The organism is Nitrosomonas sp. Nm34 (genome assembly GCF_900113925.1).
Classification (GTDB): domain Bacteria; phylum Pseudomonadota; class Gammaproteobacteria; order Burkholderiales; family Nitrosomonadaceae; genus Nitrosomonas.
In genome coordinates this window covers 1-24392 of sequence record NZ_FORD01000040.1, presented here as the reverse complement: position 1 = coordinate 24392, position 24392 = coordinate 1, and the positions used below count along the sequence as shown (strand labels likewise).

The 24392-nt window shown below is 45.5% G+C and carries 25 protein-coding genes; 13 read left to right on the top strand and 12 right to left on the bottom strand.

The genetic code is table 11. The features are described from left to right. The 6 genes from BM283_RS13145 to BM283_RS13120 form a co-directional block, all read right to left on the bottom strand. The coding region (locus tag BM283_RS13145; RefSeq protein WP_090693852.1) for an IS630 transposase-related protein at positions 1-236 on the bottom strand (236 nt) is incomplete at its 3' end. A gap of 344 nt (positions 237-580) precedes the next feature. Then, positions 581-1033 (bottom strand): carboxymuconolactone decarboxylase family protein, encoded by a 453-nt coding sequence (locus BM283_RS13140; protein ID WP_090693849.1) that lies wholly within the window; start codon positions 1031-1033, stop codon positions 581-583. A gap of 274 nt (positions 1034-1307) precedes the next feature. Then, entirely contained in the window at positions 1308-1967 is a 660-nt protein-coding gene (locus BM283_RS13135; protein WP_090693847.1) for a PAQR family membrane homeostasis protein TrhA, read from the bottom strand. A gap of 58 nt (positions 1968-2025) precedes the next feature. Then, positions 2026-2877, bottom strand: coding sequence for a thiamine pyrophosphate-binding protein (locus tag BM283_RS13130; RefSeq protein ID WP_175492142.1), 852 nt, complete (start codon positions 2875-2877; stop codon positions 2026-2028). Further along, on the bottom strand, positions 2870-2953 hold the full coding sequence (locus BM283_RS20640) for a hypothetical protein (RefSeq protein ID WP_368086439.1): 84 nt from the start codon (positions 2951-2953) through the stop codon (positions 2870-2872). Before BM283_RS20640 ends, BM283_RS13130 begins: the two co-directional genes overlap by 8 nt. Positions 2954-3113: 160 nt before the next feature. Further along, positions 3114-4343, bottom strand: a complete 1230-nt coding sequence (locus tag BM283_RS13120) for a zinc-dependent alcohol dehydrogenase (RefSeq protein ID WP_090693841.1) — start codon at positions 4341-4343, stop codon at positions 3114-3116. A 637-nt stretch (positions 4344-4980) separates the two neighbouring features. Between BM283_RS13120 and BM283_RS20085 the strand changes: the two genes are divergently transcribed. The 4 genes from BM283_RS20085 to BM283_RS20635 are packed head-to-tail and all read left to right on the top strand — an operon-like array spanning position 4981 to position 5963. Beyond that, positions 4981-5232, top strand: a complete 252-nt coding sequence (locus BM283_RS20085) for a Y-family DNA polymerase (protein WP_254776364.1) — start codon at positions 4981-4983, stop codon at positions 5230-5232. After that, complete coding sequence (locus tag BM283_RS20080) at positions 5156-5455, top strand: Y-family DNA polymerase (RefSeq protein ID WP_254776363.1); 300 nt, start codon at positions 5156-5158, stop codon at positions 5453-5455. The genes BM283_RS20085 and BM283_RS20080 overlap by 77 nt, the downstream gene beginning before the upstream one ends. 12 nt (positions 5456-5467) lie before the next feature. Beyond that, positions 5468-5884: a DNA polymerase Y subunit UmuC family protein gene (locus BM283_RS20075; RefSeq protein WP_254776362.1), complete on the top strand. Its 417-nt coding sequence runs from the start codon at positions 5468-5470 to the stop codon at positions 5882-5884. Continuing rightward, the gene (locus tag BM283_RS20635; protein WP_368086437.1) at positions 5820-5963 is read left to right on the top strand and encodes a hypothetical protein; all 144 of its coding nucleotides are present in this window, start codon (positions 5820-5822) and stop codon (positions 5961-5963) included. The genes BM283_RS20075 and BM283_RS20635 overlap by 65 nt, the downstream gene beginning before the upstream one ends. A 24-nt stretch (positions 5964-5987) precedes the next feature. Here the strand turns inward: BM283_RS20635 and BM283_RS13110 are convergent, their stop codons facing one another. The 4 genes from BM283_RS13110 to BM283_RS13095 all read right to left on the bottom strand — a co-directional run bounded on the left by BM283_RS13110 (position 5988) and on the right by BM283_RS13095 (position 10765). Beyond that, the gene (locus tag BM283_RS13110) at positions 5988-6182 is read right to left on the bottom strand and encodes a DUF2795 domain-containing protein (protein WP_046850159.1); all 195 of its coding nucleotides are present in this window, start codon (positions 6180-6182) and stop codon (positions 5988-5990) included. A gap of 395 nt (positions 6183-6577) precedes the next feature. Further along, positions 6578-7921: an erythromycin esterase family protein gene (locus BM283_RS13105; protein ID WP_090693838.1), complete on the bottom strand. Its 1344-nt coding sequence runs from the start codon at positions 7919-7921 to the stop codon at positions 6578-6580. Positions 7922-8319: 398 nt separating this feature from the next. Beyond that, on the bottom strand, positions 8320-9312 hold the full coding sequence (locus BM283_RS13100; RefSeq protein ID WP_090693835.1) for a cyanophycinase: 993 nt from the start codon (positions 9310-9312) through the stop codon (positions 8320-8322). A 667-nt stretch (positions 9313-9979) separates the two neighbouring features. Beyond that, a complete protein-coding gene (locus BM283_RS13095) occupies positions 9980-10765 on the bottom strand; it encodes a RuvC family protein (protein WP_090693834.1) in 786 nt (261 codons plus the stop codon). Between the two features lie 465 nt (positions 10766-11230). On the opposite strand from BM283_RS13095, the gene BM283_RS18215 reads away from it, so the two are divergent. Further along, entirely contained in the window at positions 11231-11425 is a 195-nt protein-coding gene (locus BM283_RS18215; protein WP_139225283.1) for a hypothetical protein, read from the top strand. 755 nt (positions 11426-12180) lie between these two features. After that, entirely contained in the window at positions 12181-12444 is a 264-nt protein-coding gene (locus BM283_RS13085) for a hypothetical protein (protein WP_090693828.1), read from the top strand. Between the two features lie 452 nt (positions 12445-12896). Here the strand turns inward: BM283_RS13085 and BM283_RS13075 are convergent, their stop codons facing one another. Both BM283_RS13075 and BM283_RS13070 read right to left on the bottom strand, forming a co-directional pair. Beyond that, positions 12897-14645, bottom strand: a complete 1749-nt coding sequence (locus tag BM283_RS13075) for a sensor domain-containing diguanylate cyclase (protein WP_175492141.1) — start codon at positions 14643-14645, stop codon at positions 12897-12899. A 315-nt stretch (positions 14646-14960) separates the two neighbouring features. After that, positions 14961-16634, bottom strand: coding sequence for a MutS-related protein (locus tag BM283_RS13070; RefSeq protein ID WP_090693822.1), 1674 nt, complete (start codon positions 16632-16634; stop codon positions 14961-14963). A gap of 413 nt (positions 16635-17047) precedes the next feature. Between BM283_RS13070 and BM283_RS13065 the strand changes: the two genes are divergently transcribed. The 7 genes from BM283_RS13065 to BM283_RS20630 all read left to right on the top strand — a co-directional run. Continuing rightward, positions 17048-18202 carry an efflux RND transporter periplasmic adaptor subunit gene (locus BM283_RS13065; protein WP_090693819.1) on the top strand — a complete coding sequence of 385 codons (1155 nt, stop codon included), beginning with the start codon at positions 17048-17050 and terminating at the stop codon, positions 18200-18202. After that, complete coding sequence (locus BM283_RS13060; protein ID WP_046848948.1) at positions 18199-18870, top strand: ABC transporter ATP-binding protein; 672 nt, start codon at positions 18199-18201, stop codon at positions 18868-18870. The genes BM283_RS13065 and BM283_RS13060 overlap by 4 nt, the downstream gene beginning before the upstream one ends. Then, complete coding sequence (locus BM283_RS13055; protein WP_090693816.1) at positions 18867-20069, top strand: ABC transporter permease; 1203 nt, start codon at positions 18867-18869, stop codon at positions 20067-20069. The genes BM283_RS13060 and BM283_RS13055 overlap by 4 nt, the downstream gene beginning before the upstream one ends. Continuing rightward, the gene (locus BM283_RS13050) at positions 20066-21265 is read left to right on the top strand and encodes an ABC transporter permease (RefSeq protein WP_090693813.1); all 1200 of its coding nucleotides are present in this window, start codon (positions 20066-20068) and stop codon (positions 21263-21265) included. The genes BM283_RS13055 and BM283_RS13050 overlap by 4 nt, the downstream gene beginning before the upstream one ends. A 954-nt stretch (positions 21266-22219) precedes the next feature. Beyond that, complete coding sequence (locus tag BM283_RS13045) at positions 22220-23098, top strand: endo alpha-1,4 polygalactosaminidase (protein WP_090693811.1); 879 nt, start codon at positions 22220-22222, stop codon at positions 23096-23098. Positions 23099-23781: 683 nt separating this feature from the next. Then, positions 23782-23991 carry a hypothetical protein gene (locus BM283_RS13040; RefSeq protein WP_090693808.1) on the top strand — a complete coding sequence of 70 codons (210 nt, stop codon included), beginning with the start codon at positions 23782-23784 and terminating at the stop codon, positions 23989-23991. Positions 23992-24228: 237 nt separating this feature from the next. Continuing rightward, the coding region (locus BM283_RS20630) for an IS630 transposase-related protein (RefSeq protein ID WP_368086438.1) at positions 24229-24392 on the top strand (164 nt) is incomplete at its 3' end.

Below are 24392 nucleotides of genomic sequence, written 5' to 3'. Positions count from 1 at the left end.
CGTTTGGCGCGCTCGTACTGATACGCGTCCGGATAATTCTTGATGTCCTGCGCCAACATTTCCATGTTGATCTTGGTGGCAGGTTTGTTGCGGGTGGTCTTGGGATCGGGAGTTTTGATCCAACGCATCACGCTGGCGACCCCTACATCAAAACGCTTGGCCACTTGCACGATTGAGAGGTTCTCCTTCTCACGAACGGATAATACTTTATGGCGAAATGATATCGGATAGGTCATCTGTAAATTATAATCAATTTATAGGAGACATGCTATATTAAGACTGTACCTTTGGAAATTGGTCGGTTTCAAGAAATGCCTTCACTACCTCCGGCTGTGCGTAAACATCATGGAAACCGTAATCTGGTGCCTCGGCATCATTAACCGCCTATGAGCTTAGATGACTCCAGTGCGATCTGTAGTTTTCAGACAGCCTGATTTCGCCGGTTTTATTGACAATGGTTCATCGTATATCTCTTATCAGCAAGATTTTGATTATTGCAGTTGTTGAAATTGCCATGCTCAACGCCTGAACTGAGCCGAACCGAGCAACGGCTTCGGCTTGAATGAAGCATCAGCCATGCTCACGCCTTCACAGGATAACGGCTTGAAATGGCAATGCGATTCCAAGCATTGATGACTACCGACAGCCACTCGATAGCCGATACTTCATCTTTTGACAGATTGGCCAGTGCTTGCTCATAGACGACATCTGGCACTTGCCCGTCAGAGATCAAGGTAATTGCTTCTACCAGTGCCAATGATGAGCGTTCCTTTTCGGTAAAATACTCAGTTTCCCGCCAAGCTGGCAAGACACTTATACGGTCGCTTGACTCGCCGCTGGATAGGGCATCTCGAGTGTGCATCCTGACACAATACGCGCACTGGTTGAGTTGGGATGCACGAAGGCGCAACAGATGTGCAAAGCCAATCGGGATGTTTGCAGAAGCAACGGCTTCAGCTGATAGCTTCTCAAGGCCCATGACTGCCTGATAAAGTGCTGGAGCGGATTTACCAAGATTGATTCTCTCTAACATAAAAATCTCCTTACCTTTATGTATAAGGCTAAAGAATAAGCTCACCAGTCCGGTCACGCAACACCTGCGAATGACGACAAGCCGTCGAGCAGAGGTCTATGCCGTTACAAAATCATCACTAGATACATGGTCAGTGGCCCAGCTGGTGGGATTGAGAGCTCAAGCCAAGTAGAGTTGGGCTTAAACGGGATAAGCTCCACGCTATCGCCCCCTTACAACCGTGAAAAAGCAGCAGATGCATCTGCTCACTCTACTATTTGATCACAACACTGTGTTAGGAGGTCGCATACCAGAGCACCGCAAAGTAATGGCATGCAGTACCCACCATTACAAATAAATGCCAGAGGAAATGGCCATACCGAAAGCGAGAATCGGTCACGAAAAAGAACACGCCAACAGTGTAGGCAATGCCTCCTGCAACTAGCCATAGTAGACCGGATACAGGTATGCGGGTATACAACGGATAAATTGCGATCAAAATGAGCCATCCCATAAGCAGATAAAGACTGGTTGAAATGATGGGGTTGTGCATCTTATCAGACACCTTCAGTGCCACCCCAATTGCAGCAAGACTCCAGACGATCCCCAAAAGCGTCCAGCCCCACGCGCCATGAAGCACGCCAAGCGTGAACGGCGTGTAAGTACCGGCGATAAGGAGAAAGATCGCGCAGTGTTCGATAATCTTAAACACACGCTTGGCCTTGCCTCTCGGCAGGGCATGATAGAGAGTAGAAGCAAGATAAAGCAGCACCATCGTTGCCATGAAGAGGCTCGCACCGGTGATGAATTTCGTATCTGGGTGCTGCACTGCATGCATAATAAGAAATGGAGTGGCCACAAGTGCTGAGACCAATCCTATACCGTGGCTGATGCTGTTGGCGATCTCTTCCCCTTGGGACTGCTCACGTTCGGGTTCTGCAAGTAATATTTTCACGATTTCCCAACCTATGGTCTAACGCGTTACTAATGATGGTACAACTACTATCACCACTTCATTGACATAACAAGTGATCATTCTTTCTTTCAATCAGCGGCAAAAGAGCTTTTAGCGTAGCGCGGGCGTCACCTACCAAACCAACTTCGATTTCGTAGCGCCAACCCAAATGAGATGGGTCGGAATCAATCTGGACGGCTCTAGCTTGTCCGGCTTTCGGATAATAATTCACATACGGCATATTCGAACCGATGATTAAAAGCGAATCGCATTCTTCCATTGCCAGCTCAGACGGTAATATACCTAACAGACCAATCCCGCCGGTCGTACACGGCGAATCATCCGGAACAACGGCTTTGCCGAGCAAAGCTTTCGCGATAGGAGCAGCTAATTTTTCGGCGCTTTCTTCGATGAGTTCGCCGCAGTCCAATGCGCCCTGCCCGCACACAATCGCAGTTTTGCCCCCTTCATTCAGAACCGAAGCCGCGCGTTTTATCTCGTCTGATGAAGGAGCCAGAACGGCTTTCATCCAAACGGCAGAAGTGTGCTCCTGTGTTTTCATCATCGGAGGAACGTCGTCTTTTAAAGCAGCTTCCTGCAAATCAATCGGAAAATTGATGTGCGCGACACCTCGTTCGGCCAAAGCCAGCCGGCAAGCCATGTCGGTAACAGTAGTGACATGCTGCGCGTCCGTAATTTGCTGGTTATAAAGCGCAACGTCCGCGTACAACGCTCGTACATTTATATCCTGCTGGTAATGCGTTCCGATCAAGTCGTGATAAGTATGTCCGGTGATGGCGAGAACCGGTACGGTATCGCTTTTCGCATCGTAAAGCCCGTTCAAAAGATACACTGCTCCGGGACCTGACGTGGCAAGGCAGACGCCGAGTTTTCCTGTGGATTTAGGCATAACTGCAAGCCATAAACGCGGCGGCTTCTTCATGCCTGACTTGAACAAAGCGAATTTGCTCTTGCCTCGTGCGCAAAGATTCTATTCTCCCGTTAATGCCGTCGCCGGGAAGCCCAAATAGATTACTTCCACACCCCAATCAGCCAGTCTTTCAACCAGAATATCCGCCGCAGTTCTTGCCATATTTCTTCCTTGTTTTTTGGTCAAAACAGTCGAACGAGTATTTTGCTTTAGCTTTAAGCCCCTTTTTGACTCGCCTCAGGTTTGAGTTCGACCTTGACCCAGCCGGGTTGGCGCGTATCGAAAGCTTTATAAGCGTCAATCACATTTGTCATCGGCACGATTTGCGTTAAAATTCCCGCAGGGTCGATCTCGCCAGCTTTGACCATATCAACGAGCATCGGAATGTATTTGCGGTGATGGCAGTTGCCCATCTTTATGGTCAGGTTTTTGTTCATCGCTTTTCCGATCGGAAAACTCTGCATCTCGGGCGGGTAAACGCCGATGATTGAGAGTGTCCCGGCTTTACACAACGCTTCAAGTGCCCACATCAGAGCTTGGGAAGGAGCGTCACCGGGAATCCAATTCTCGCCTTGTGGGTTCGTTTCGGGCGCGACCTGCGATTGCTGCTCGTCAAACTGCTCTTTATTTTGAGCAGCTTCTTCGGCTGCCGGCCCTTCGTGCGCCGTCACCGCGTCCACACCGACCGCGTCGATGGCGCGATCAACGCCGATTCCGCCCGTCAATCGTTGGATCGTTTCGACCGGATGCTCCTCGTCAAAATTGATGACTTCCGCACCCTGCGTGCGGGCCATTTCGAGGCGTGACGGCTCACGGTCGACAGCGAAAATCCTTCCTGCACCCATTAATTTTGCGCTGGCGATGGCGAATTGTCCGACCGGACCGCAGCCGAACACCGCAACCGTATCTCCGTCTTCAATTTCTGCCAGTTCTGCGCCGAAATAGCCGGTAGGGAAAATGTCAGAAAGCAAAATGGCTTGCTCATCACTTACCTGAGGCGGCAGTTTAACCAGCCCGACATTGGCGAAGGGAATTCTCGCCTTTTCAGCCTGTAAACCGTGAAAACTGCCCGCTGCCGGTGGTCCGCCGAAAAACGCTGTCCCGGCGGTCTTACCGTTCGGGTTGGCGTTGTCGCACTGTGCGTAATAGCCGGCGCGGCAGTATGAGCAGTAACCGCAGGCTATAGTCGAAGGAATGACGACGCGGTCACCAACGCTCAAATTGCGCACATCCACACCGAGTTCTTCGATGATACCGACGCCCTCATGACCTAAGATAGTGCCCGGCTGCATTCCTGAAAAAGTGCCGCGAATAAAATGCAGATCCGTGCCGCAAATCGCGCTGGTCGTTAAACGCACAATCGCATCTGTCGGCTCTTCAATCTTCGGATCCGGCACCTCTTCGAGCCGGATGTCACCAATGCTGTGAAATACAACTGCTTTCATAAATATAAATCCTCCGCTGCTCAAAATACGTGTATTAAAACTATCAAAAGTGCCCTTAAAAATAATCAATATGCAGCCGCACCGTGGTTGGGTTAATCTTTACGCGGTGCCCTCATCCTTTTCTTTATTCAAAGGCATAATGCCCTCTTATTTAGGAAGTTTTAAAAACACCCATAATGTGTTTGGGCTCTTTATCTCCGGTTCTATAAAACGAAGAAGTACTTTAGCGTACGCTTCGAAGCGGGCTTTATCTGTACGCAAGCATACATAAGCCTAAAATTAAAGCTTGAATGCAGGACGAGTTGTTATCAAGGAAGCAAAAAAAGCATTTACTGGTAGGGCAGCAGCGATTTCTGCAGTGGGTAGGTAACGCTGTTGTCAACGGCAATTAAATTTTGATCCACTTTACGGTTGAAGGCGCCATGTTATTGCGCGGCTCGATCCCGGGCATCGTTCCGCATGATATCGCTTGATCAGGTTGGCACGTGGATAAGCCCAGGCTAAACGTCCACGCATATCGTCATTATTATCCGCTGAATAAGTGCTTTATACTGTCGGTCTCATTATGTACTAAAGTACTCATCATGTCCTCAAACAGCGTTACTATCAGTCAGCCGATGTTTGCTCTCTGGTGGACGTGAATAATTTTTATGTCAGCTGTGAGTGTGCCTTCAATCCGAACCTGATCAATCGGCCAGTGGTGGCGCTCTCCAATAATAACGGCTGTGCGGTTGCTCGTTCCAATGAGGCCAAAGTACTCGGTGTCAAAATGGGCACGCCATGGTTCCGGCTCAAAGATTTAGCAAAACAGCATGGCATTGTTGCGCTTTCATCCAACTTATACCCTTTACGGCGATATGTCAGATCGGGTGATGGCGATTCTTCGTGATTTCAGCCCACATGTTGAAGTCTATTCCATTGACGAATGTTTTCTCGGTCTGCATGGCTTGGCAAACCTCTGGCCGATACCCATGGGCATTAGCCATAAAATACGTCATCGTATACGCCAGTGGACAAGTTTGCCGGTATGTGCAGGGTTTGGCGCTACCAAAACGCTGGCAAAGCTAGCAAATCATATTGCCAAGAAACAACCCACTTCTAATGGTGTGTGAGATTTCTCAACCATGCCACATAAACAATTCGAAGCTTGGTTATCTAATATCGAAGTAGGTGAGGTATGGAGTATCGGACGACAATTGAGCCAACATCTGAATGCAACTGGGATTACAACTGTGAAAGCGTTACGCGACACTCAACCCTCTTGGTTACATGCCAGGTTCGGGGTAGTGATGGAACGCTTAGGCGATGAGTTACGCGGCGTATCATGCTTGGCATTGGAAGAAGTGTCAGTGCCCAAGAAACAGATGATTTCTTCTCGCTTGTTTGGTCAGCTTGTTTATAGCTTGCCTGAGCTCAGCGAATCCGTTGCTAGTTATATAAGCAGTGCGGCAGAAAAATTGCGACAGCAGCATTACCGTGCCCCTGCCCCATGTCTGCAGCGATACGCATTTGCTGATCAGGACAGCGCTATTTGGTCTTAAGCGCATTTACCGGCAAGGCTACGCTTACAAAAGAGCTGAGCTGCATGCAAGCGGATTTGCTGCTGTATCTCACCAGTGATTATGAGTTTGGGTAATTAAACAATTATTCAATTTGACCAATAGCCTTACTAACATCAGCTGCGGTTTTGTAGTCTCGCTCTGGTAATTGTTGGAGTATTTGCACTACATCATTATCTGCACCTTGGTCTTTGGCGTGGTCTATAATTTCGTCTTTATCTGCCGGATAATCCATGCCTGACAAATACTTTTGTACTTGAATGGGATTTGCTTTTGCCATAACTCCTCCTTATCAATCAATGAAATTCAAATTATCCTTCTTATAATCAATAAGAATTATTTATAGGAATGCTACCTCAGCTAAGAGTTCCTTACGATAAAACATACATTGACACACTAACCAATAAATACTTAGCAAGAAATTCGATAGATTTATCAGCTTGGTCCTAACTTAAATTCAAGGGTCGCGCCGCTATTCGACGCGAGAGAGATGAAAGACAAATTCCGGGATGCTATCCCGAACCCAACCACAGCCTCACTTTATCATAACTTACTCAAAATGGTTGGGATAATGCTTCAACTATATGACCAATCGTCAAATTATTTTAAGACGGTTTCTAAATTCCCTGTTTAGCCTTTTTCAAATTGTTGAATATATAGAGCGTTTAAATTTTCTTACAATCCGTAAGGGTAAGTTTCATCCAATTCGCCTGGTCGTTCGTGTGAAAAGGTGGGCAAGGCTTCAAGTGCATGCGTTTCATCGATATGAATCATGAAATCAAATTGCCTGGGTAGTTCGGCCTGAAAGTAATGGCTCCAGCGTTCTGTCTCCGGGCGGTAAATCACGCCGATAGCACGTTGCAGCCGTTCTTCTTTCAAGGCATTTGCGATTTCAGGCTTGTGCAGATCGAGAACGAATTCTCTGATTTTTAGACTTGTGAATAACTTTTCATAACTGCCGGGCAAGGGCTCACGCACTGTTTTTGTTTCCAGCGGCCCATCCCAGTCTGAAGCTGCTGTAACAGTTCCGCGTGCCGTTGAAAAACCGATATTCAGGCACTCATCACCATATTTTTCCTTGGCTAATTGGCCGATATTAACTTCGCCACGTTGGGCCATTTCCGTGGCTGCCGCATTGCCAAGATGCGAATTATGCGCCCAGACGACGATGCGCATGTCACGCTTGGCCTTCAGGCCCAGATAATTCTCCAGCTTTTCCAGGGTCATAAACATATGCCAGTCTCGCAGATTCCAGGTATTAGGATGACCGCGATACATAGCGCGATAATATTCTTCGGCCTTACGCACGATTTCAGCGTTCTGCTGAGCCGAGAAATAATCATCACCTGCGAACATGCCGTCTCGTTCCAGATAAAGCCGCGCTTTCTGTTGTATTTCCATAAGCTGCTGAACGGCTTCTTCTTCACAGTGGTCGAGAACGCCTGAAGCCGTCGCCAGACCATAGGATTGCGGATCATTGTTGAATTGACCAAAACAGGCGTAACGCTCACGCGCGGCTTTTCCAGCGATTGGGTCGACTTGATCGAGATAGGTGATAACAGCCTGGATCGAAGCATTCAAGCTGTAAAGATCCATACCGTAGAAGCCGCACGGAGAATCAAATTTCTCAGATCTATTGAAGCCACGCAGCCATTCGATAAAATCCAAGACTTCCGTATTGCGCCACATCCAGGACGGAAAACGCTCGAAATCCAACAACGCTTCCTGGCCTTCCTTGTCATCGGAACGATTGCAGACATAACGATGGACTCGGTACGCGTCCGGCCAATCAGCTTCGACTGCAACAGCGCCGCACAGACCCTGCTCGATCAGTTTTTTGGTAACCTCCGCGCGGATGCGATAAAATTCCATCGTGCCATGTGTGGCTTCGCCGATCAGAATAAGTTTTTTGTACTGCGCGATAGTCAGGATAGTCTGATAAAAAGAATCCAGCGTCCCATATACAGCTTCAGCTTCTAGCTGTTGAATCATTTTATGATCGCAATTTATTAAACTCATATTCTCCCTCCGTCCAAGTAACACAGGGGTTATTTATAAATATATTCCGCTAAAATTAACTTTCCAATATAGAGATTTTCACCTCTCTCCTCAAGTAAAAATGATTCAGTCTTTACTTGCCAAGAAAAACCCCTGTGGAGTATCACTATTTATACGAACGATGATCCCGGTTGATGAGTACGAGAGCTCAAGCGAAGTGGCATTGGGCTTAAGCAGGACGAGATCTGCTCTATCGTCCGTCCTAGGACCATCGAGTGCACACGGGATGGCTATTCCCATGCCCGCACTGCAACTGTCCCGCGGCGGCCGACTATGCACGTGCCAGAGGCAGTTTGCGCCCCACCTACCCTGGAAATTCCGACGGGCAGGGCCGGGGCAACAGACGTCCACCATACTCGCTAGTAGGGTGAGAAATTATCTTGGTCTGAAATTAACACTCCCTCTACTGCAGAAACAAGATATTCACTACCACCCATTCCATGCCAGTTCCATAATTGATATTTGCCGCCCGCTGCATTGATTCGATATACGTTAATATCTTTATAAGTTAACGGATTTCCTGCTTTACAAACTTCTGGTGCACCAAGCGCTTGCAGAAAATATACGTTGCTTTTACCCACTACTGTACCGCTACCGTGAGCATCAATAAGTAGCGCTGTTTCTTCATCAATCGAAATACTACGAGGCTGATCAGACCATCCGTTTTCGTAGATACAACATAAAAAAGCGATATCACGACCCATGCGGTCCCGAGTTATCAGGTGTGCATCACCAATTATTCCTTGAAGAATCGGTATATTTACTAAATCACGGTCAAGAGTAATGTACTTGCTGAAAGGATCGGCAAGCGCTTGACTAGACGTCACGCCCTTGCTAAGAAGTGCAGAATAAATAAACTGAGTAAGAACATTCAGCCCTGCACTAGTCCCCCCAATTGGAATACCTTGTAATATGCGATCATTAAGAGCTTCTTGCACAGGCGTTCCCTTCCAATAATTGGTATAGTAGGATTGATCCCCACCTGCGATCCATACCGCTTCAGCCTGATTGATAGTATTAATAGCAAATTCATCATTGGCAGCTTCAATAGTTGGAATAATGAGCGTTGCAACTGAGTTACTATTTGGGCATAGCTGCTGAATATACGGGTTATAGGCATCTGTTCCAGTTGCGCGGATTACCAGAAAGTCTCCATTGCCACTCAATTCACACATCCACTGGAAAGCTGCGTCTACATCGGTACCACCATCCATTAACACTATCCCTGGTTGGGTTGTCGAGGTAATATCCACCTGATTCCCTAAATGATAATATTCATAAGGAGGTTTCTTCTCAGCAAATAGTGGAAGAGAGAATGTCAAAAACAGCAGAACAGTTAAATACCGAATCATTTATCACTCCTTTTAACGGTTGATCAAAAAGACTGCCCCGACATTTTGATTGACGGATGAAATTCAGTAAATATTTATTGAGACCTTTTCACGTCGGAAATCAAATCATATTTAATTCGAGTCTCCTAAGTTTTAAGGTAAACATCTAGTAAATACAAGCAAACTCGTAATATTGAGAAACTTTCATGCCATCAACAAAACAACTTTGTGATGTTTCGATTGATGCTTACTGATGAATTCTGGCCGATGATGGAGTAGAGAAAAGAACACCAGAAACACCCTAATCCTGGATGATAATTCCGGTTTTATTTGCCACAAGAAGCAACAACCCGAGGATCTATGTCGTTGCCGAGAGAGAGCCTCAGGATTATCCTTAGATACGCAACCGTTGGCCCCGGTTGGTGAGAACGAGAGCTCAAGCGTAATCCAGTGGTCGTTTTTTTCCGCATATCGAACCGGCACGCACAAACTGAACGAGGGCTGAATCTGAGCCATACATTAGGGCGCGGCACTACCCTCTCATGGAAAAGAGCTGTGTCCCGCAGCTTCCTCCGGATTTTTCCTGAGACTCAGGAAGTATGGGCGTAATAGCCCGCTGGTATTCTCATTCTAGTTCCGCTCCTACAAATAGTAGGGTTTAGCAAAATTACTACGAAGCTTGCATTTCTTAACCACACTCCCAAAGGATTACGCCATCAACGACATCATTTACTGTCTCATATTTAGCAGCATTAAGTAGAGAAACTAAGCTGTGATTGAGCAAACTGACTGTCTTCTGCTCATAAGAAGAAACGAGTCGATTTTGAGTGTGACAGGTTTTATCCAGCCAGATTTGTGGATAGGTTTTAATTCGGTACCCTTTTGACACCAGTATCTCTGCAACATAAGGGAATGCCTTGCCCATGGGCGAATTCCAACCAATTTTTTTTAGCGTGTGAAGATTCCCCAATAATGCCAATACCGGTGCCTGGCTTATTTGCTTTGCCAACCTGCCGGCTATCCATTTGTCCTGATTGACGTTTAGCCCTTCTCCATCGATGGCGATTAGTTTCAGGCAATTACCTCTCCTTTTCATTCTAACCAGATCATTAATTAATGAGCGATAGGGAGTATGATCGATCATAGGAGGTAGCTTGATATCTGATTTAGTTGCTCTACCCTCTACAATCTGATCAAGAATGACTTGTTGACTGCTGACAATTTCCAACGCAACAGCCAAGCATTTACCTTGCTGTAGATAGCTGGATATTAATTCCTGGAAGAATTGGATAGATTCAGATAGCTGAGGGCTTTCACCAATGATCGTAATGCTGTGGGGCTCCAAGCTTTCCACGATCCTTTTATGCGTCTCGGTTGAATGAGCTTGAAATGAAAAACACAGGACAACAATGAAAAGAAAGGAATAAAAAATTTTTCCTTTCAAATTTTTAAATGAAGAGTAATGTAACTTCATGCTTCACCCCCTCACTTTCTTTATCATACACTAGAAATGATCATAACTTCCCTCATGTGAAGAAACTGTTGTTAAGTGGGAGATGTTTGACTGAGAGCTATTTCGCCAGCAAAGTTGGCTGTCCTAGAGATAAAATTACAATAAAGAACTTGTTATTTAGAGTACTGAACCGATGAAGCACTTGTTTTGCTGTAATTCCATTTCTAAATCAAGGCTGACTTTGTCCACTTTACCTTGCCGTATTATTTTTTATACTGTCTGCGGTTCGTTTTTGCGTCATTTTTGATGTGGTAATGGGATAACGCCTTTTACAAGGCATATCAACCATTGGAATGGAAAAGCAGATTAATACTGCTTCATTCTTGCTACTTTTGAAATGATATATTCCTGCCTGCAACGAGGGAAAATACCACTGGATAAAACTCCAACCCGGGAGGATGGTTCAGGCTTTGAATGTCAGGAGAAATGACAAACAGAGAACGCCGGAATCGGATGGGGAAGGAGTACGCTATTCCTCCTCGAACTCGCTCTACCTCTACAGCAAGCCGTTATGCGTGCGCCGGGCCAACCTGCGCCCTACCCTTTCCCCGAATTGTAGCGGGACGGTTTCATCGGCACATACTACCGTTGTATGCCTCCATGGTTACGGCTAGGTTTTAATTCGATGCTCTTGTAAGACTAGAATCTCTGCATCATAAAGGAATACCCTGCTCATGGGCATCTTCCAATCAGCTTTTTCCAAAATCCCATTCCCAAACAAAGCGAATACCAGTATCCAAGCTTATTTTATTCGCCAATTTTTTCAGCATCCATCTCAATGGATGTTTACTTCTATTTCCATAGAAGGCGATCAGTTTCAGGCAATTGCCACTTTTTTCATTCTAACCAGATTACCAATCAATAAGCAGAAGGAAGCATAGTTGATTACGACGGAAAGCCCGATATCCAATTCAGCTGCACTACCCTCTACGATCTGATCAAGAATTATCTATTGATGACTGGCAATTTCCAAGGTAACAGGCAAGATTTGGCCTGCTGTTGGTATCTGGATGTTTTGAACATTTAAATAGCGCCATCTAAAGAACTTTGTTCAACATTATGTTCAGTTTGTATAGTGTACCGAAGTACGATTGGCAAAGGATAGGTGATTTATAAAAATGTCATATGTCAAATAAATTGACATATATTTAATTTAGGAATTGAAACCTTATCTAACCCAATCACTATTCCTCATCCTCGAATATATAAAGAAAAATTTCCCTTATTTACTTTTTAAAGAGTTTCCTTATAGAAAATTAAGGTATGCGCTTATTTTTATTGTTGGAAATGCCATATACGATCAGTAAACAGATAAGGAGTTATGTAAATATTTTGATGAGACTAGGAATAGTTAAATATTTCTAAGGAGAAATAAAATGAATATGTTTAATAATAAAACAATATTTGTAATCATCCTTATTGTATTTGGTACCTCCGGACATGTATCAGCAAATTCAATAAATGTCTCTGCCAGTGGCGCTAACTCTTCAAACATTATTGCCAGTGAGAGTAGTATTCAGCAAGATAACTTTCAAGCAAAACAACAGGTTCAAACTCATAAGCAAGCTCAACTACGACAACAAATGAAACCCAAGAAAAACAAAAAATTTCAAAGAACTATTTACCCTATGTTCCCATAGGTCAAGCGTGACTTAAATGAGTGGGTCATCAAGACCGCTTGAAAAATAAAACTTAAAACCATTCTGGCTATTTTCTCAGGTTTTACACAACGACTTGTACAATATGACCACCATAGCATTAAGCTAATCCACAGCAACACAAACTTTTATGGTGAAATTAGGCAATTATCAGCAGGATACAATAATAAAACTCTCCGTTGCGTTTTCTAATGTAGAATCGATCGGGAGTGATTATGTGCAAAATAAAGCATCCCCGCAGCAAGCTGCGGGGAATGAAATCCAGAAGAAACTAAAAACTTATCGAATACTGACCCATCAGTACTGGCGTAATTCCATTTCCAAATCAAAACTAACTTTGTCGGCTTCCCTTGTCGTATTAATACGACTGCTGTTCACCTTCGCGTCATTTTGGAAATGGAATAACTAGCCCAACTCTACTGGGCCATTCTCTACTATTTTGGATTTATTTCGGGAGAAGAGAACCAGTACCTATTGCGCCCACTCTTTTTGGCATGATACATCGCAATATCACTATTCCTCAGCAGTGTCTCCACATCATCTCCATCATGCGGGAAGAGAGCAATACCAATACTGCCGCCGATATGCAATTCCTTCCCATAAATATAGAACGGCTGGGCCAATTCATTTAATATTTTTTGTGCCACCACTTTCACTTCCTGGCTATCTTTGATGTTTTGCAAAAGTATGATAAATTCATCTCCGCCATGACGCGCCACCGTATCAGCGCTACGTATAATTGCAGCTAGCCTTGCTGCTACTTCCTGTAACAGCAAATCACCTATTGCATGCCCCTGCGAATCGTTAATGCTCTTGAATCGATCCAAATCAACAAATAACACCGCTGCCTGTTCATGTGTACGGCGGTCATGAGCCAGTACCTGTCTAATGCGGTCGTGTAATAAATAGCGGTTAGGCAGGCCGGTTAGTCCATCGTGGGTCGCCATCTGGGTAATGCGTTGCTTTGTCTGCTTCTGCTCAATCCATCTTCCCAGATCCCTTGCGATCGTATCGATCAAATCTTGTTCTTCCGGTAGCCAGAAGGGCTGTTCTTCACTATAAATGACATATAACCATCCATAAGCATTACCATTGACTAGGATCTGAGCTTGCAGCCTATGCATTAAATTCTTATTATATCGATCAGAAACAAATTGCTTATCGCCAAGTTTGATCATGACAGAGGTGATTTCTGGAAACTGCATTGCCTTTATCAAACGCACGATGACTTTTTGGTAAAACTCTTCCTCTTGCAAATTACGGTCCATATCGCGACGAATTCCATGCAGACATTGGCATTCCTTCAAACGTTCCTGTGCTTTTTTCTCGGAAAGGGCCAATTTGCGCATTAGTGGCAATACCAGCCAGAACAATAGTAGTAATCCTGTAATTATTAGCACAAAAAGAAACACTGCGATGATTTTTTCCTGCTCACTCATCGCGCTGCAAAACTCTTCCTTATCCAGTACCAGCGCCATACCAAGCGAGCTCACCGGAGTAAATGATGCCACTACGGGTGTGTGATGGTATCCACTTGTGGTAACCATGCCTGATTTCCCATCCAGCGCGTAACTCATAAGCGATTTTGTCTCTTTGATGTTACGTGGCATCCGCTCGAATTTAATAAAATCAGCATTACTCAAGAGACATACCATTTCCTGCCCCGCTACTTCTAGCATTTCGCACAATATGAGCTCAGCGCTTTTACCGATTTCATTGATTTCTCTGAGATAGCTTGTTAACTGCGGCAGTCTTTTTTCCGTTGTGATGCTTCCGATAGGAAGCTCGTAGTGGTCCAGCACATCTCTTTTAACATGCAGAATAAGCTCATTATCATCCCATGCCAGAGACAAGTCATGGTGAGCATGCATCGGAAATTTCTCGGTTTGATTTTGGGAGAGAGAACCCTTTTGCATTACTTCATTGCCATTAATATTGAATACAGTCGCTGCTGTAATACCTGCCAGGTGTAAGGAATCCATTTTTTGTTTCAGACCACGCATGGCGTGATCACTATCTGGCTCTGCATTAAGTTGCTGCAAAACCTCAACCAGGAGGGGATGGGTTGCCAATGCACTTGTTTCTGCCCATCCTGCTTCAATCTGGTTCTCAAAAAAATGTACTTTATTCTTCAATGTGATTTCGATGCTTCTGCTAAGTGCAGATTCAATTTCGGGTCTCATTAGACTATAAACTGCAATGCCTGCCACCAGCGTACATCCCGCAACTAACAAGCTGTTGGCGATACAGAATTTAAAGTCATCACGTTTTGAAAATAAACCGTGTCGCAAAGGAAACCTAAGCATATAGATCGTAGTACAGTAGGATAGTTTTCTGTGTCATATTTATATAAGGCACCTCTAAAAATTGATATTCGGTCACAATACTTCGTTATTCACAAAAAATTTTTCCTTACCTATCAGCTATATGTTCCATCAACATTTTTTGTTCTCGCTTTGTCTTGTTTATAACTCTGAATTTTGAGAGGCGCCCTACTGTTAATCCTTCTCGGATACAGCTGAATCTTCTAGTGCCGCAAGATGCTTTTCTACATCTTCTTTACTGAAACCGATAGCACTCGCTACACGATCAGCATGACTCTCCCGCGATATCCCTGCGATCAAGCGGTGAGTTGGGCCTTCTGGTAAAAATTCGACTTGTAAATAGCTGCCGATGCCCTCGCTTTGTAAACGTTCACATAACTCGTGGTTATGAGTCACCAGTATGGTCGTTGCGCCGAGCTTATAAAAGCCCTTGAGTACATACTCGGAGAGCGTCATTTTTTCTTCAAAGGTAGTCCCTTCTGCCAGCTCATCAAGCACGACCAGGCTGAGAGCAGTCGAATGGAAAAAAATTTCGCGGGTTTGTTTCAGCTCGTGAGCAAAACGCCCCATCCCTTCCTCCAAGCGTCCTGGCTCAGGTACTTGATAAAAAATATGCTCTGCTGGCACTAACCGCCCAGCCGTTGCGGGGATATAGCCTCCCGTTTGTGCTAACAGTTGAATCTGCACGACAGTTTTGCAATAAGCGGTTTTTCCACCGCTATTCGGCCCCGTGATAATCAGCAAGCGGTTGGCTGCATCCAATTGAATATCATTAGGAATATAGTCTGGTTGCATTCTGGCAAGCAATGGATTTTTGGCATCCATAACAGTAAGCGTGTGTTGCCCTACTTCGATGATTTCAGGCAATACCCTTTCCCCATTGATAGACTGAGCATAGCGGTGCAAAGACAGCAATTCATCAATCATGCCAAGCGCTTCCATTGCTTTAGCCAAATCAGGACTTTGCCGGAAAAGTCTTTGCAAAGGATAAATCACGGAATCCCGGTCGGAAGAACTGACAGCCTGCATGATAATGGGAATGATCGGTATGGCAAGGATCAGCATGCCATAGCCAATATAATTGGCCCCTAACTCAACCAGCATGTTTTGAAAGAAATAAAGCAAGCCACTAACAATGGCTAAAAAAATCAGTATAGGCAGCCATTTGAACACAGAGGGTCGAAAGCGGGGAACAGGCAAGTAAGCCGGTTTCTCTTCCCTGGTTTTAAATTTACCGTCGATCACATAAATTGGGCCATGCATTAAAGCGTAAATTCGGGAATTACCAAAATCACGAATGGCTTGAATCATTTCCTGAAAATACGTACTTTGCACGGGTGGCAGCGAATCCGCTTCTTCAACCAGACTAACCGCAAATTCAGTTCCATCAATAAACTGATGATAGCCATAGCCACCAAATTCCAGTTTTCCTGTCTTATTTTTGGGATTATCTGTAGTCAATCCACCCGCAAACTCTCCATAGAGAAGATAATAGAGAGATTCTTCCCCCGACATCATTTTCTTGATGAAGCCATCAAGTGCTGCAAATAGTTCGGGATTAGCTGCTAGCTCGCGTAACGCTTCCTGTTTTTTCTGGAGCAATTGCACATCATGGGTAGGTCTAGCCAATGAGCGATAAAGTATCGATTGCCCTATCTGCGTTTCAGCTTGATTGATTTGATCAAATAAAGCATCCGCTTCTATTGCATGGAATGTTTTGGGATCCAGCACACCATGATCAGAGTCAATTGGCCGCGTATCCCGTATGCCTGCAGGCTGCTTACCACTCGATAAAATGAATGGTGTGCGCCCAATGGAAATGGAATTGGATTCTGTTGCGTTATTCATAGCTATTCCCTAGTTTTGACAAAATAATGCTTGCTTGAATTCAAGTAATAATTTGCATATTGGTAACTTTATCTGATTCTATCTAGATACCTGGTTAGATTTGGATAACATGCCGGGCCGAAAAATTAACCCATCTATTGTCCACCTGCACTCATCCATAACGAGCACAAAATGAGATTACTGAAACAAAATTAATTTTGCCCAATTACAATATGTAAAGTCTCTCATGCCGGCTGCCAAGCTATTGGCAGTCGAAATTTCCGGGGGTTAAGAATCTAGCATATCTACGCCGTCTATGCGTGGCATAATCAGGCAAAACGATTCTGACGTAATCGATGATAAATTTACCTCATAATAATTGATAACAATCTATGAGTATATTGGCCTATTGAAGTGACTGAGGCATTTCTATCATGCATAAAACAAAAATATTGTCTCGTTGGCTCATCTTGCTCATCATAGCTGCCCTGCTGAGTTATGCAGGCTGGTATTTCACACGCAAACCGCCGGTGGAAGTCGAAGTTGCCACCATTACACGCGGCACAGTGGAAGCCACTGTCGTCAATACGCGTGCTGGCACGGTTAAAGCTTGCCGTCGAGCCAAACTAGCTCCTGCTGTAGGAGGACAAATTATCAAACTCCCCGTAGATGAAGGTGATCGCGTCAAGCAAGGGGATATCCTGTTGAAGCTGTGGAATGCTGATCTGGTAGCACAACATGAATTGGCTAAACAACAATGGGTCACCGCCAAAAGCCGGCAACGCGAAGCCTGCATTATGGCAGACAATGCAAAACGCGAATCAATCCGAACCCAGCAACTCGTTGCGCAAGGGTTTATCAGTTCACAACGGGCTGAAGAAGCGGATGCCAATGCGCAAGCCCGTCAGGCAAACTGTGCTGCCTCGGCAGCAGATGTCAAACGTTCTCAAGCTCAGATCGAAGTCACTCAAGCCAATCTGGATCGCACCATACTCTATGCCCCCTTTGCGGGCATTATTGCACAAGTCACAGGCGAACTGGGTGAATACACCATGCCTTCTCCTCCGGGTATCCCTACACCTCCTGCGATTGATTTGATCGATGATAGTTGCTTGTATGTCACGGCACCAATGGATGAAATAGATGCTCCTAAAATAAAAATCAGGCAAGAAGCACGCATCACACTCGATGCCTTACCTGGTCAAACTTTTGCGGGTGCGGTGCGTCGTATTGCGCCCTATGTCACTGAAATAGAAAAGCAGGCTCGTACTGTTGATGTTGAAGTCAATTTTACCGAAGGCTCAAACTATGCTCTGTTAGTGGGCTACAGCGCTGATGTCGAAGTTATTATTGATCGGCATGAACAGGTGTTGCGTATCCCGACCCAAGCAATCCGACAACAGAGCAAAGTGCTGGTGTTAGATCAGCATGACCGCATTGAGGAGCGCACCATAGAAACGGGGCTGGCCAATTGGGCGTTCACGGAAATCATCAGCGGCTTGAAAGAAGGTGAGCAAGTCTTGACATCCTTTGATAACGAAGACATTGCTGCCGGCGTCATCGTCAAACCCAGAACCAGTCAATCATGATTCAACTTACAGCCATTACCCGCATCTTCCATATGGGTGAGCAGGAAATTCGTGCGCTTGATCACATTGATATGATGATTGCTTCGGGTGAATATGTATCCATCATGGGGACTTCTGGCTCAGGCAAATCTACTTTGCTCAATGTCATCGGCTTACTGGACAGACCTGATAGCGGGCGCTACCAGCTCGATGGTAGAGATGTCACTGATTTAACTGAAACTGAGCAGGCACGTGTGCGCAGAGAAAAAATTGGCTTTATCTTTCAATCGTTTCACTTGGTACCTCGTCTTACTGCTGCGGAAAATATCGAGCTGCCACTGATTTTGGCAGGTATCCCACCAGCTGAGCGCAAAATGCGGATAGAAAAAGCACTGCATGCTTTTGATCTGAGCAAACGTGCTCAACACCGACCGGCTGAATTATCCGGGGGTCAGCGCCAGCGGGTAGCTATTGCGCGCGCGACCATTCTGCGCCCCACTGCCTTGCTGGCAGATGAACCAACCGGTAACCTGGATCATCGAACGGGTGCCGAAGTCGTAGCGCTGCTGGAAGAGTTGCATCATGCTGGCACGACCCTTATTGTGGTGACACATGATCGTGAACTAGGATTACGGGCACAACGGCGGATTACCATGCGCGATGGTCTCATTGTGGCAGATGAACAATGAAGCTGCAGGATATCTTCCTCTTCTCCTTTAAAACGGTCACAAGCTACCCCACTCGCTCATTCCTCATCATTCTAGCGATGGCGCTGGGTGTAGCTGCAGTCGTCGTGCTGACAGCACTAGGTGATGGCGCGCGTCGTTTTGTGATTCATCGTTTTTCATCCATCGGTACTAATCTGATCATCGTTTTACCTGGCCGCGCCGAAACCGCAGGGAGCTTCCCGGGTGCATCCATGGGGCAGACGCCACGCGACCTGACATTAGAAGATGCTCGCTGGCTTGGCCAGCTTCATCAAGTTCGACGCTATGCCCCACTCAATGTGGGTACCGCCGAGCTCGCTGCCGTCGGCCGTTTACGCGATGTTACGATCCTCGGGAGTACCGCAGATCTCTTTCCCATCCGCCACATGGAATTGGCGCAAGGGAGTTTTTTGGCGCATGGCTCACAATACAGCGCGCAAATCATCCTGGGAGCAGAATTAGCTGAGGAATTTTTTCCTGAAGGCAATGCAATCGGCCAGCGTGTCCGGCTGGCCGATCGACGGTTCATCGTATCAGGAGTGCTTGCCAGGCAAGGAGAAACAATGGGTTTCAATTCAGATGAGATCGTAATAATCCCGATCGACCATGCGCAAGCATTATTAGATACGACCTCACTCTTCCGTATCCTGGTCGAAGTCAGGAATCGTAATGACATTTCCTCCGCTAAACAAGCTATCCGAGAACTCATGATTCAGCGCCATGATGGCGAGGAGGATGTCTCCATTATTACTCAGGATGCAGTGCTCGCTACTTTCGATCGCATCTTTCGCGCACTGACGCTCGGTGTAGCCGGCATTGCTGCGATCAGCCTAGCGGTAGCGGGCATTCTAATCATGAATGTAATGCTGGTAGCGGTCAGTCAGCGTACTGATGAAATTGGACTACTCAAAGCCATCGGAGCTCCGGGGAGTGACATCCGCCGCTTATTTCTCACTGAGGCTGCCTGGTTATCACTGACTGGCGCCATCTTCGGGTTTATGTTGGGGCATGCGGGAAGTTTATTGATACGTCTGGCTTATCCACAATTGCCTGCCTGGCCGCCTGTCTGGGCTAGCCTCGCCAGTATCGTCATTGCACTGATCACGGGTATCCTTGCTGGCCTGCTTCCTGCCGCCCGCGCTGCACGACTGGACCCTGTCAAGGCACTGAGCGGCCGATGAGTACACTTGATACATTGCAATTCGCCCTGCGTGCTCTGAGTGCCCATTGGCTGCGCACACTCTTGTCAGCTTCAGGAATCGCCATTGGTATTGCCGCTGTTATCCTGCTCACTTCAATAGGAGAAGGCATTCAGCGTTTCGTATTAGCTGAGTTTACCCAGTTTGGCACCAACATTCTGACGGTCACCCCTGGGAAAAGTATGGCCCACGGTAGATCGGTCGGTGCCATCAGTAGTGCACGCATATTGACCATTGAAGACGCACTGGCTTTAAAGCACTCTCGCTATGCTCAATATATCAATGCAACTGTGATGGGGAATGCTGAAATCCGTGCGGAAGGACGCAGTCGGCGTGTAACGATTTATGGACAAAGCTCTGATTTTGACAAGGCATTCAATATGAGCGTGGCGATTGGTCAGTTTCTGCCCGCGGATGACCCACGTAATCCACGCGCGTTTGCTGTACTCGGAGCAAAAGCACACAGCGAGCTATTTGGTAATGCCAATCCGCTCGGTGCCATTTTGCAGGTAGGCGGCTCACGCTTTCGCATCATTGGCGTGATGGCGCCCAAAGGGCAAATACTGGGATTCGATCTGGACGACACCGTGTTTATTCCCACTGCTCGCGCACTAGAAGTGTTCAATCGGGAAGGTTTAATGGAAATACAAATCATCTATCCACCGGAAGCATCCTTGCAAGCTGTCACGGAGGATGTGCGGCGCATTCTCATCGAACGGCATGGGCGTGAGGATTTTACCCTGACACCTCAGCAGCAAATGCTCTCTACCCTCTCTACCGTACTGACAGTGCTTACCTTTGCTGTCGCTGCCTTGGGGAGTATTTCGCTACTGGTCGGTGCCGTCGGCATGGTCACATTGATGCACATTTCTGTTGCTGAACGTGTGGCTGAAATTGGATTGCTCAATGCGCTGGGTGCCACCCGCGCCCGTATCCGCCTACTATTTCTGATGGAGTCCACGATCCTCTCAGCCCTTGGTGGGCTAACAGGACTGGTGATTGGCACGGCACTTGCCAAGCTGCTCCAAATTTCGATAAGCGGATTACCTGTTAATATTCCCTGGAATTTTGTCATGGGTGCATTAGCAGTATCCATTCTGATTGGTCTGGCGGCAGGCGTCGTTCCTGCTATGCACGCGGCAAAACTTAATCCAATCGATGCACTAAGGGCAGAATAACTGCCTATAAATTGAGCCATATGAATAAGATATTGAATAAATTGCTTTAATTCTTGCTGTAATTTTTACCAATTAGAATCATAAATCTCTTTTCTCCCAATCCAACGAATCTGCAATCGTAATACGTCGTCAACCTGACAAATCCCGCCAACTAACAAGTTAGCAAACTGGCAATCATTCCAATGGCCTGCTGCAATACCAAACCTAATAGATTCTTGACTATTTAAGCGGCAGAATTAGTTCCATTTCTATATCAAAAATGACTTGAAGGCGAGCTGCAACCAGTATCAATAATACGGCAACATGAAACCGACAAAGTCAGTTTTGATTGAAATGGAATAAATGGCGTCATCAGAAAACTTCTTCAATTGACTTTGCTACCTCCTTGACACCGTTAGCCAGCCCATCTTCTTATCGATCCAAAGTAACAATGGTCCTCATTGTTTCAAGGATTGATTGAAGGGCACCTCTAAAAATTCATATTTACGAGCATCCGCTTCGCGGATTGTCTGCTTATCCCTTTACGTCACAATACTTTGTTGTTTACAAAAAATATTACCTTACCTATCAGGTATATGCTGATTTAATATTTTTGTTCTCACCTTGTCTTGCTTAAGCCTTAATTTTTTAGAAGCATTTGGAATCTATGCCAATAGGTTATGCAGTATTTGATTGGGATTAATTTCGATATCGGAGATATAAGGAACTGTTTCTGTCAAATGGGTGATTTGTTCCAAACATCTAGATAGCGAAATTTTTAATAATATTCAGCGTTATATTCAATTTTTATGTTGTACCTAAGTACGATGTACTGCAGTACAGTTGTCAAGGGGTATGTGATTTATAAAAATGACATATGTCAATTAAATTGACATAAATTTAATTTAGCAATTGAAATCTTATCTATTCAAATCACCATTCCTAACCCTCCAACATATAAAGGAAAATATCATTATGAACAAATATTTATCTGTTATAAAAATTTGCAGATTTGTAGCAATATTTTTTAGCGCATTCCTGACACTCTCGCCCTATTCTGCGATGGGATCTGATTGGCCGCCGGTCCTCGACCCCAATCCGGCAGTTCAACCGCCGAAATGGGATTGGCAACTCGCAGTGCCAGTCAAGCTAAACCCTGATCCAACCATCAACATCTACGATATTGATATGTTCGAAAACGAACATAGTGGTGCTGTCCAGATGCTGCATAGCAAAGGATACAAGGTTATCTGTTACCTCGATGTCGGCAGTTGGGAGGATTGGCGAGATGATGCGGCTGATTTTCCAAAGAGTATTCTCGGCAGTAAATACTCAGGATTTCCTGATGAGCGCTGGCTGGATATCCGCGATGTGAACCCGGTAAAATCCAAAACTAATACCAAGCTAGCTGAAATCTTGGCAAAGCGCTTCGATCGTGCACACAGTATGGGTTGTGATGCCATCGAGCCGGATAACATAGACGGCTATGACAAAAGCGCTCACGAGTCGACCGGCTTCCCGCTCACCTATGAGGATCAAATCTACTTCAATCTTTGGGTTGCAGAACAGGTTCATGCACGCGGTATGCTGGTTGGGCTCAAGAATGACATCAACCAGGCCCATGATGAGCGAATTTATAATACATTTGACTTCGTGGTGAGCGAGCAATGTTTTCAATACAAGGAGTGTGGCTATTTCTCAGACTTTCTGAGACTTAATAAACCTGTTTTTGAGGCAGAATACAAACTTGCGTTGAGTAAATTCTGTCCCCAAGCCAAGAATCTTCGGATCAGCGCCATTAAAAAACGAGCAAGCCTTAATTCTACCCGAGAAGACTGCAGCACGTATTATTGAGATACACTAGCACCGTGTAAGTTATACACATCTAACGCAAGTAACAGACACAGACTCTGAAGTGCCCCCACGAAACAGAAAAACGGGGGCATTACCTATTCCTAGTAAATTTACAAATGAAAAGAATAAACTAAAGTGACCCTTGATAACTTCACAGCAGATGCCGTATGTACTGGATTAGTGCGTCAGTATCTGTCGAGTCAGTGCTTAATTTGTGCCCATTAGATGATCTAGTTTTGATTCGGTTGATTGGTAACCTGTGCCGTCCTAGTTCTTCCATACGTTTAGGAAGTGTTACCCCTCATGAAAACTAGTTAAATAGCTTTTTTTCTTTTCTTAATTTATTAGGATACTTATCACCTCCAAGCAGCTTTGGCTAGACTATATTCCAGTATGCCAATATCTTAAAGAAACTTGAAAGCCGAAGTAATATGAATGGCAGAAAAATTATGCGAATTTCTTACTTAATATTCCTGATACTAAATAATTAAAATTGTATGTATTTGCATTTGCACCACTATAGGCACGATGGCAATTATATGTTTCCCTACCGCTCTTCCCTAGATTCCAACGGGAAAGGCTGGACGATGGCGGCGTGGGGATCGACCGGTACTTTTGATCTAACCCGGGTCAAAGCGTAGGAATTATTCTTCAATAATCTTGGTCAAGGAGAACATACTGTATTGCTTGGCAGCATTGATCCCATGGATACCATGTTAGGTTCTTTAATCCAGGCAGGCCGCACGTTTGGGGCTACCGGACAGGCACAATGGCTAGACCGCAGCTTTTCATCTGTTGGAGTAGTTGCAGATATTGGCCCCGGTCGCAACGTTGAGGACAGTTTCTCTATCACTTCGGAACCAATTGGCGCCTTGGGCCGGGCTTCAATCTAGAAGTGGCTACCAGTTATGTGAACACGGCTTCGGATGCGGTTGTGTTCAAGCTAACGACGGCGGATGGAAAAATTTGGCAACAGAGCTACCATTTACCGCAGATTGGGCGATCCATTTTCAGGGTTTATATAGCATGTCTCCTATAAATTGATTATAATTTACAGATGACCTATCCGATATCATTTTCGCCGTAAAGTATTATCCGTTCGTGAGAAGGAGAACCTCTCAATCGTACAAGTGGCCAAGCGTTTTGATGTAGGGGTCGCCAGCGTGATGCGTTGGATCAAAACTCCCGATCCCAAGACTACCCGCAACAAACCTGCCACCAAGATCAACATGGAAATGTTGGCGCAAGACATCAAGAATTATCCGGACGCGTATCAGTACGAGCGCGCCAAACG

What these genes read in the sequence shown, in the direction of transcription:
- BM283_RS13060 (WP_046848948.1), top strand. Translation starts at nt 18,199, where the DNA reads ATGATTCAACTTACAGCCATTACCCGCATCTTCCATATGGGTGAGCAG.
- BM283_RS18215 (WP_139225283.1), top strand. Translation starts at nt 11,231, where the DNA reads ATGACAAACAGAGAACGCCGGAATCGGATGGGGAAGGAGTACGCTATT.
- BM283_RS20075 (WP_254776362.1), top strand. Translation starts at nt 5,468, where the DNA reads ATGCCACATAAACAATTCGAAGCTTGGTTATCTAATATCGAAGTAGGT.
- BM283_RS13085 (WP_090693828.1), top strand. Translation starts at nt 12,181, where the DNA reads ATGAATATGTTTAATAATAAAACAATATTTGTAATCATCCTTATTGTA.
- BM283_RS13120 (WP_090693841.1), bottom strand. Translation starts at nt 4,343, where the DNA reads ATGAAAGCAGTTGTATTTCACAGCATTGGTGACATCCGGCTCGAAGAG.
- BM283_RS13130 (WP_175492142.1), bottom strand. Translation starts at nt 2,877, where the DNA reads ATGCCTAAATCCACAGGAAAACTCGGCGTCTGCCTTGCCACGTCAGGT.
- BM283_RS13050 (WP_090693813.1), top strand. Translation starts at nt 20,066, where the DNA reads ATGAGTACACTTGATACATTGCAATTCGCCCTGCGTGCTCTGAGTGCC.
- BM283_RS13070 (WP_090693822.1), bottom strand. Translation starts at nt 16,634, where the DNA reads ATGAATAACGCAACAGAATCCAATTCCATTTCCATTGGGCGCACACCA.
- BM283_RS13140 (WP_090693849.1), bottom strand. Translation starts at nt 1,033, where the DNA reads ATGTTAGAGAGAATCAATCTTGGTAAATCCGCTCCAGCACTTTATCAG.
- BM283_RS13045 (WP_090693811.1), top strand. Translation starts at nt 22,220, where the DNA reads ATGAACAAATATTTATCTGTTATAAAAATTTGCAGATTTGTAGCAATA.
- BM283_RS13095 (WP_090693834.1), bottom strand. Translation starts at nt 10,765, where the DNA reads ATGAAGTTACATTACTCTTCATTTAAAAATTTGAAAGGAAAAATTTTT.
- BM283_RS13110 (WP_046850159.1), bottom strand. Translation starts at nt 6,182, where the DNA reads ATGGCAAAAGCAAATCCCATTCAAGTACAAAAGTATTTGTCAGGCATG.
- BM283_RS20080 (WP_254776363.1), top strand. Translation starts at nt 5,156, where the DNA reads ATGGCATTGTTGCGCTTTCATCCAACTTATACCCTTTACGGCGATATG.
- BM283_RS13055 (WP_090693816.1), top strand. Translation starts at nt 18,867, where the DNA reads ATGAAGCTGCAGGATATCTTCCTCTTCTCCTTTAAAACGGTCACAAGC.
- BM283_RS13100 (WP_090693835.1), bottom strand. Translation starts at nt 9,312, where the DNA reads ATGATTCGGTATTTAACTGTTCTGCTGTTTTTGACATTCTCTCTTCCA.
- BM283_RS13075 (WP_175492141.1), bottom strand. Translation starts at nt 14,645, where the DNA reads ATGAGACCCGAAATTGAATCTGCACTTAGCAGAAGCATCGAAATCACA.
- BM283_RS13105 (WP_090693838.1), bottom strand. Translation starts at nt 7,921, where the DNA reads ATGAGTTTAATAAATTGCGATCATAAAATGATTCAACAGCTAGAAGCT.
- BM283_RS13065 (WP_090693819.1), top strand. Translation starts at nt 17,048, where the DNA reads ATGCATAAAACAAAAATATTGTCTCGTTGGCTCATCTTGCTCATCATA.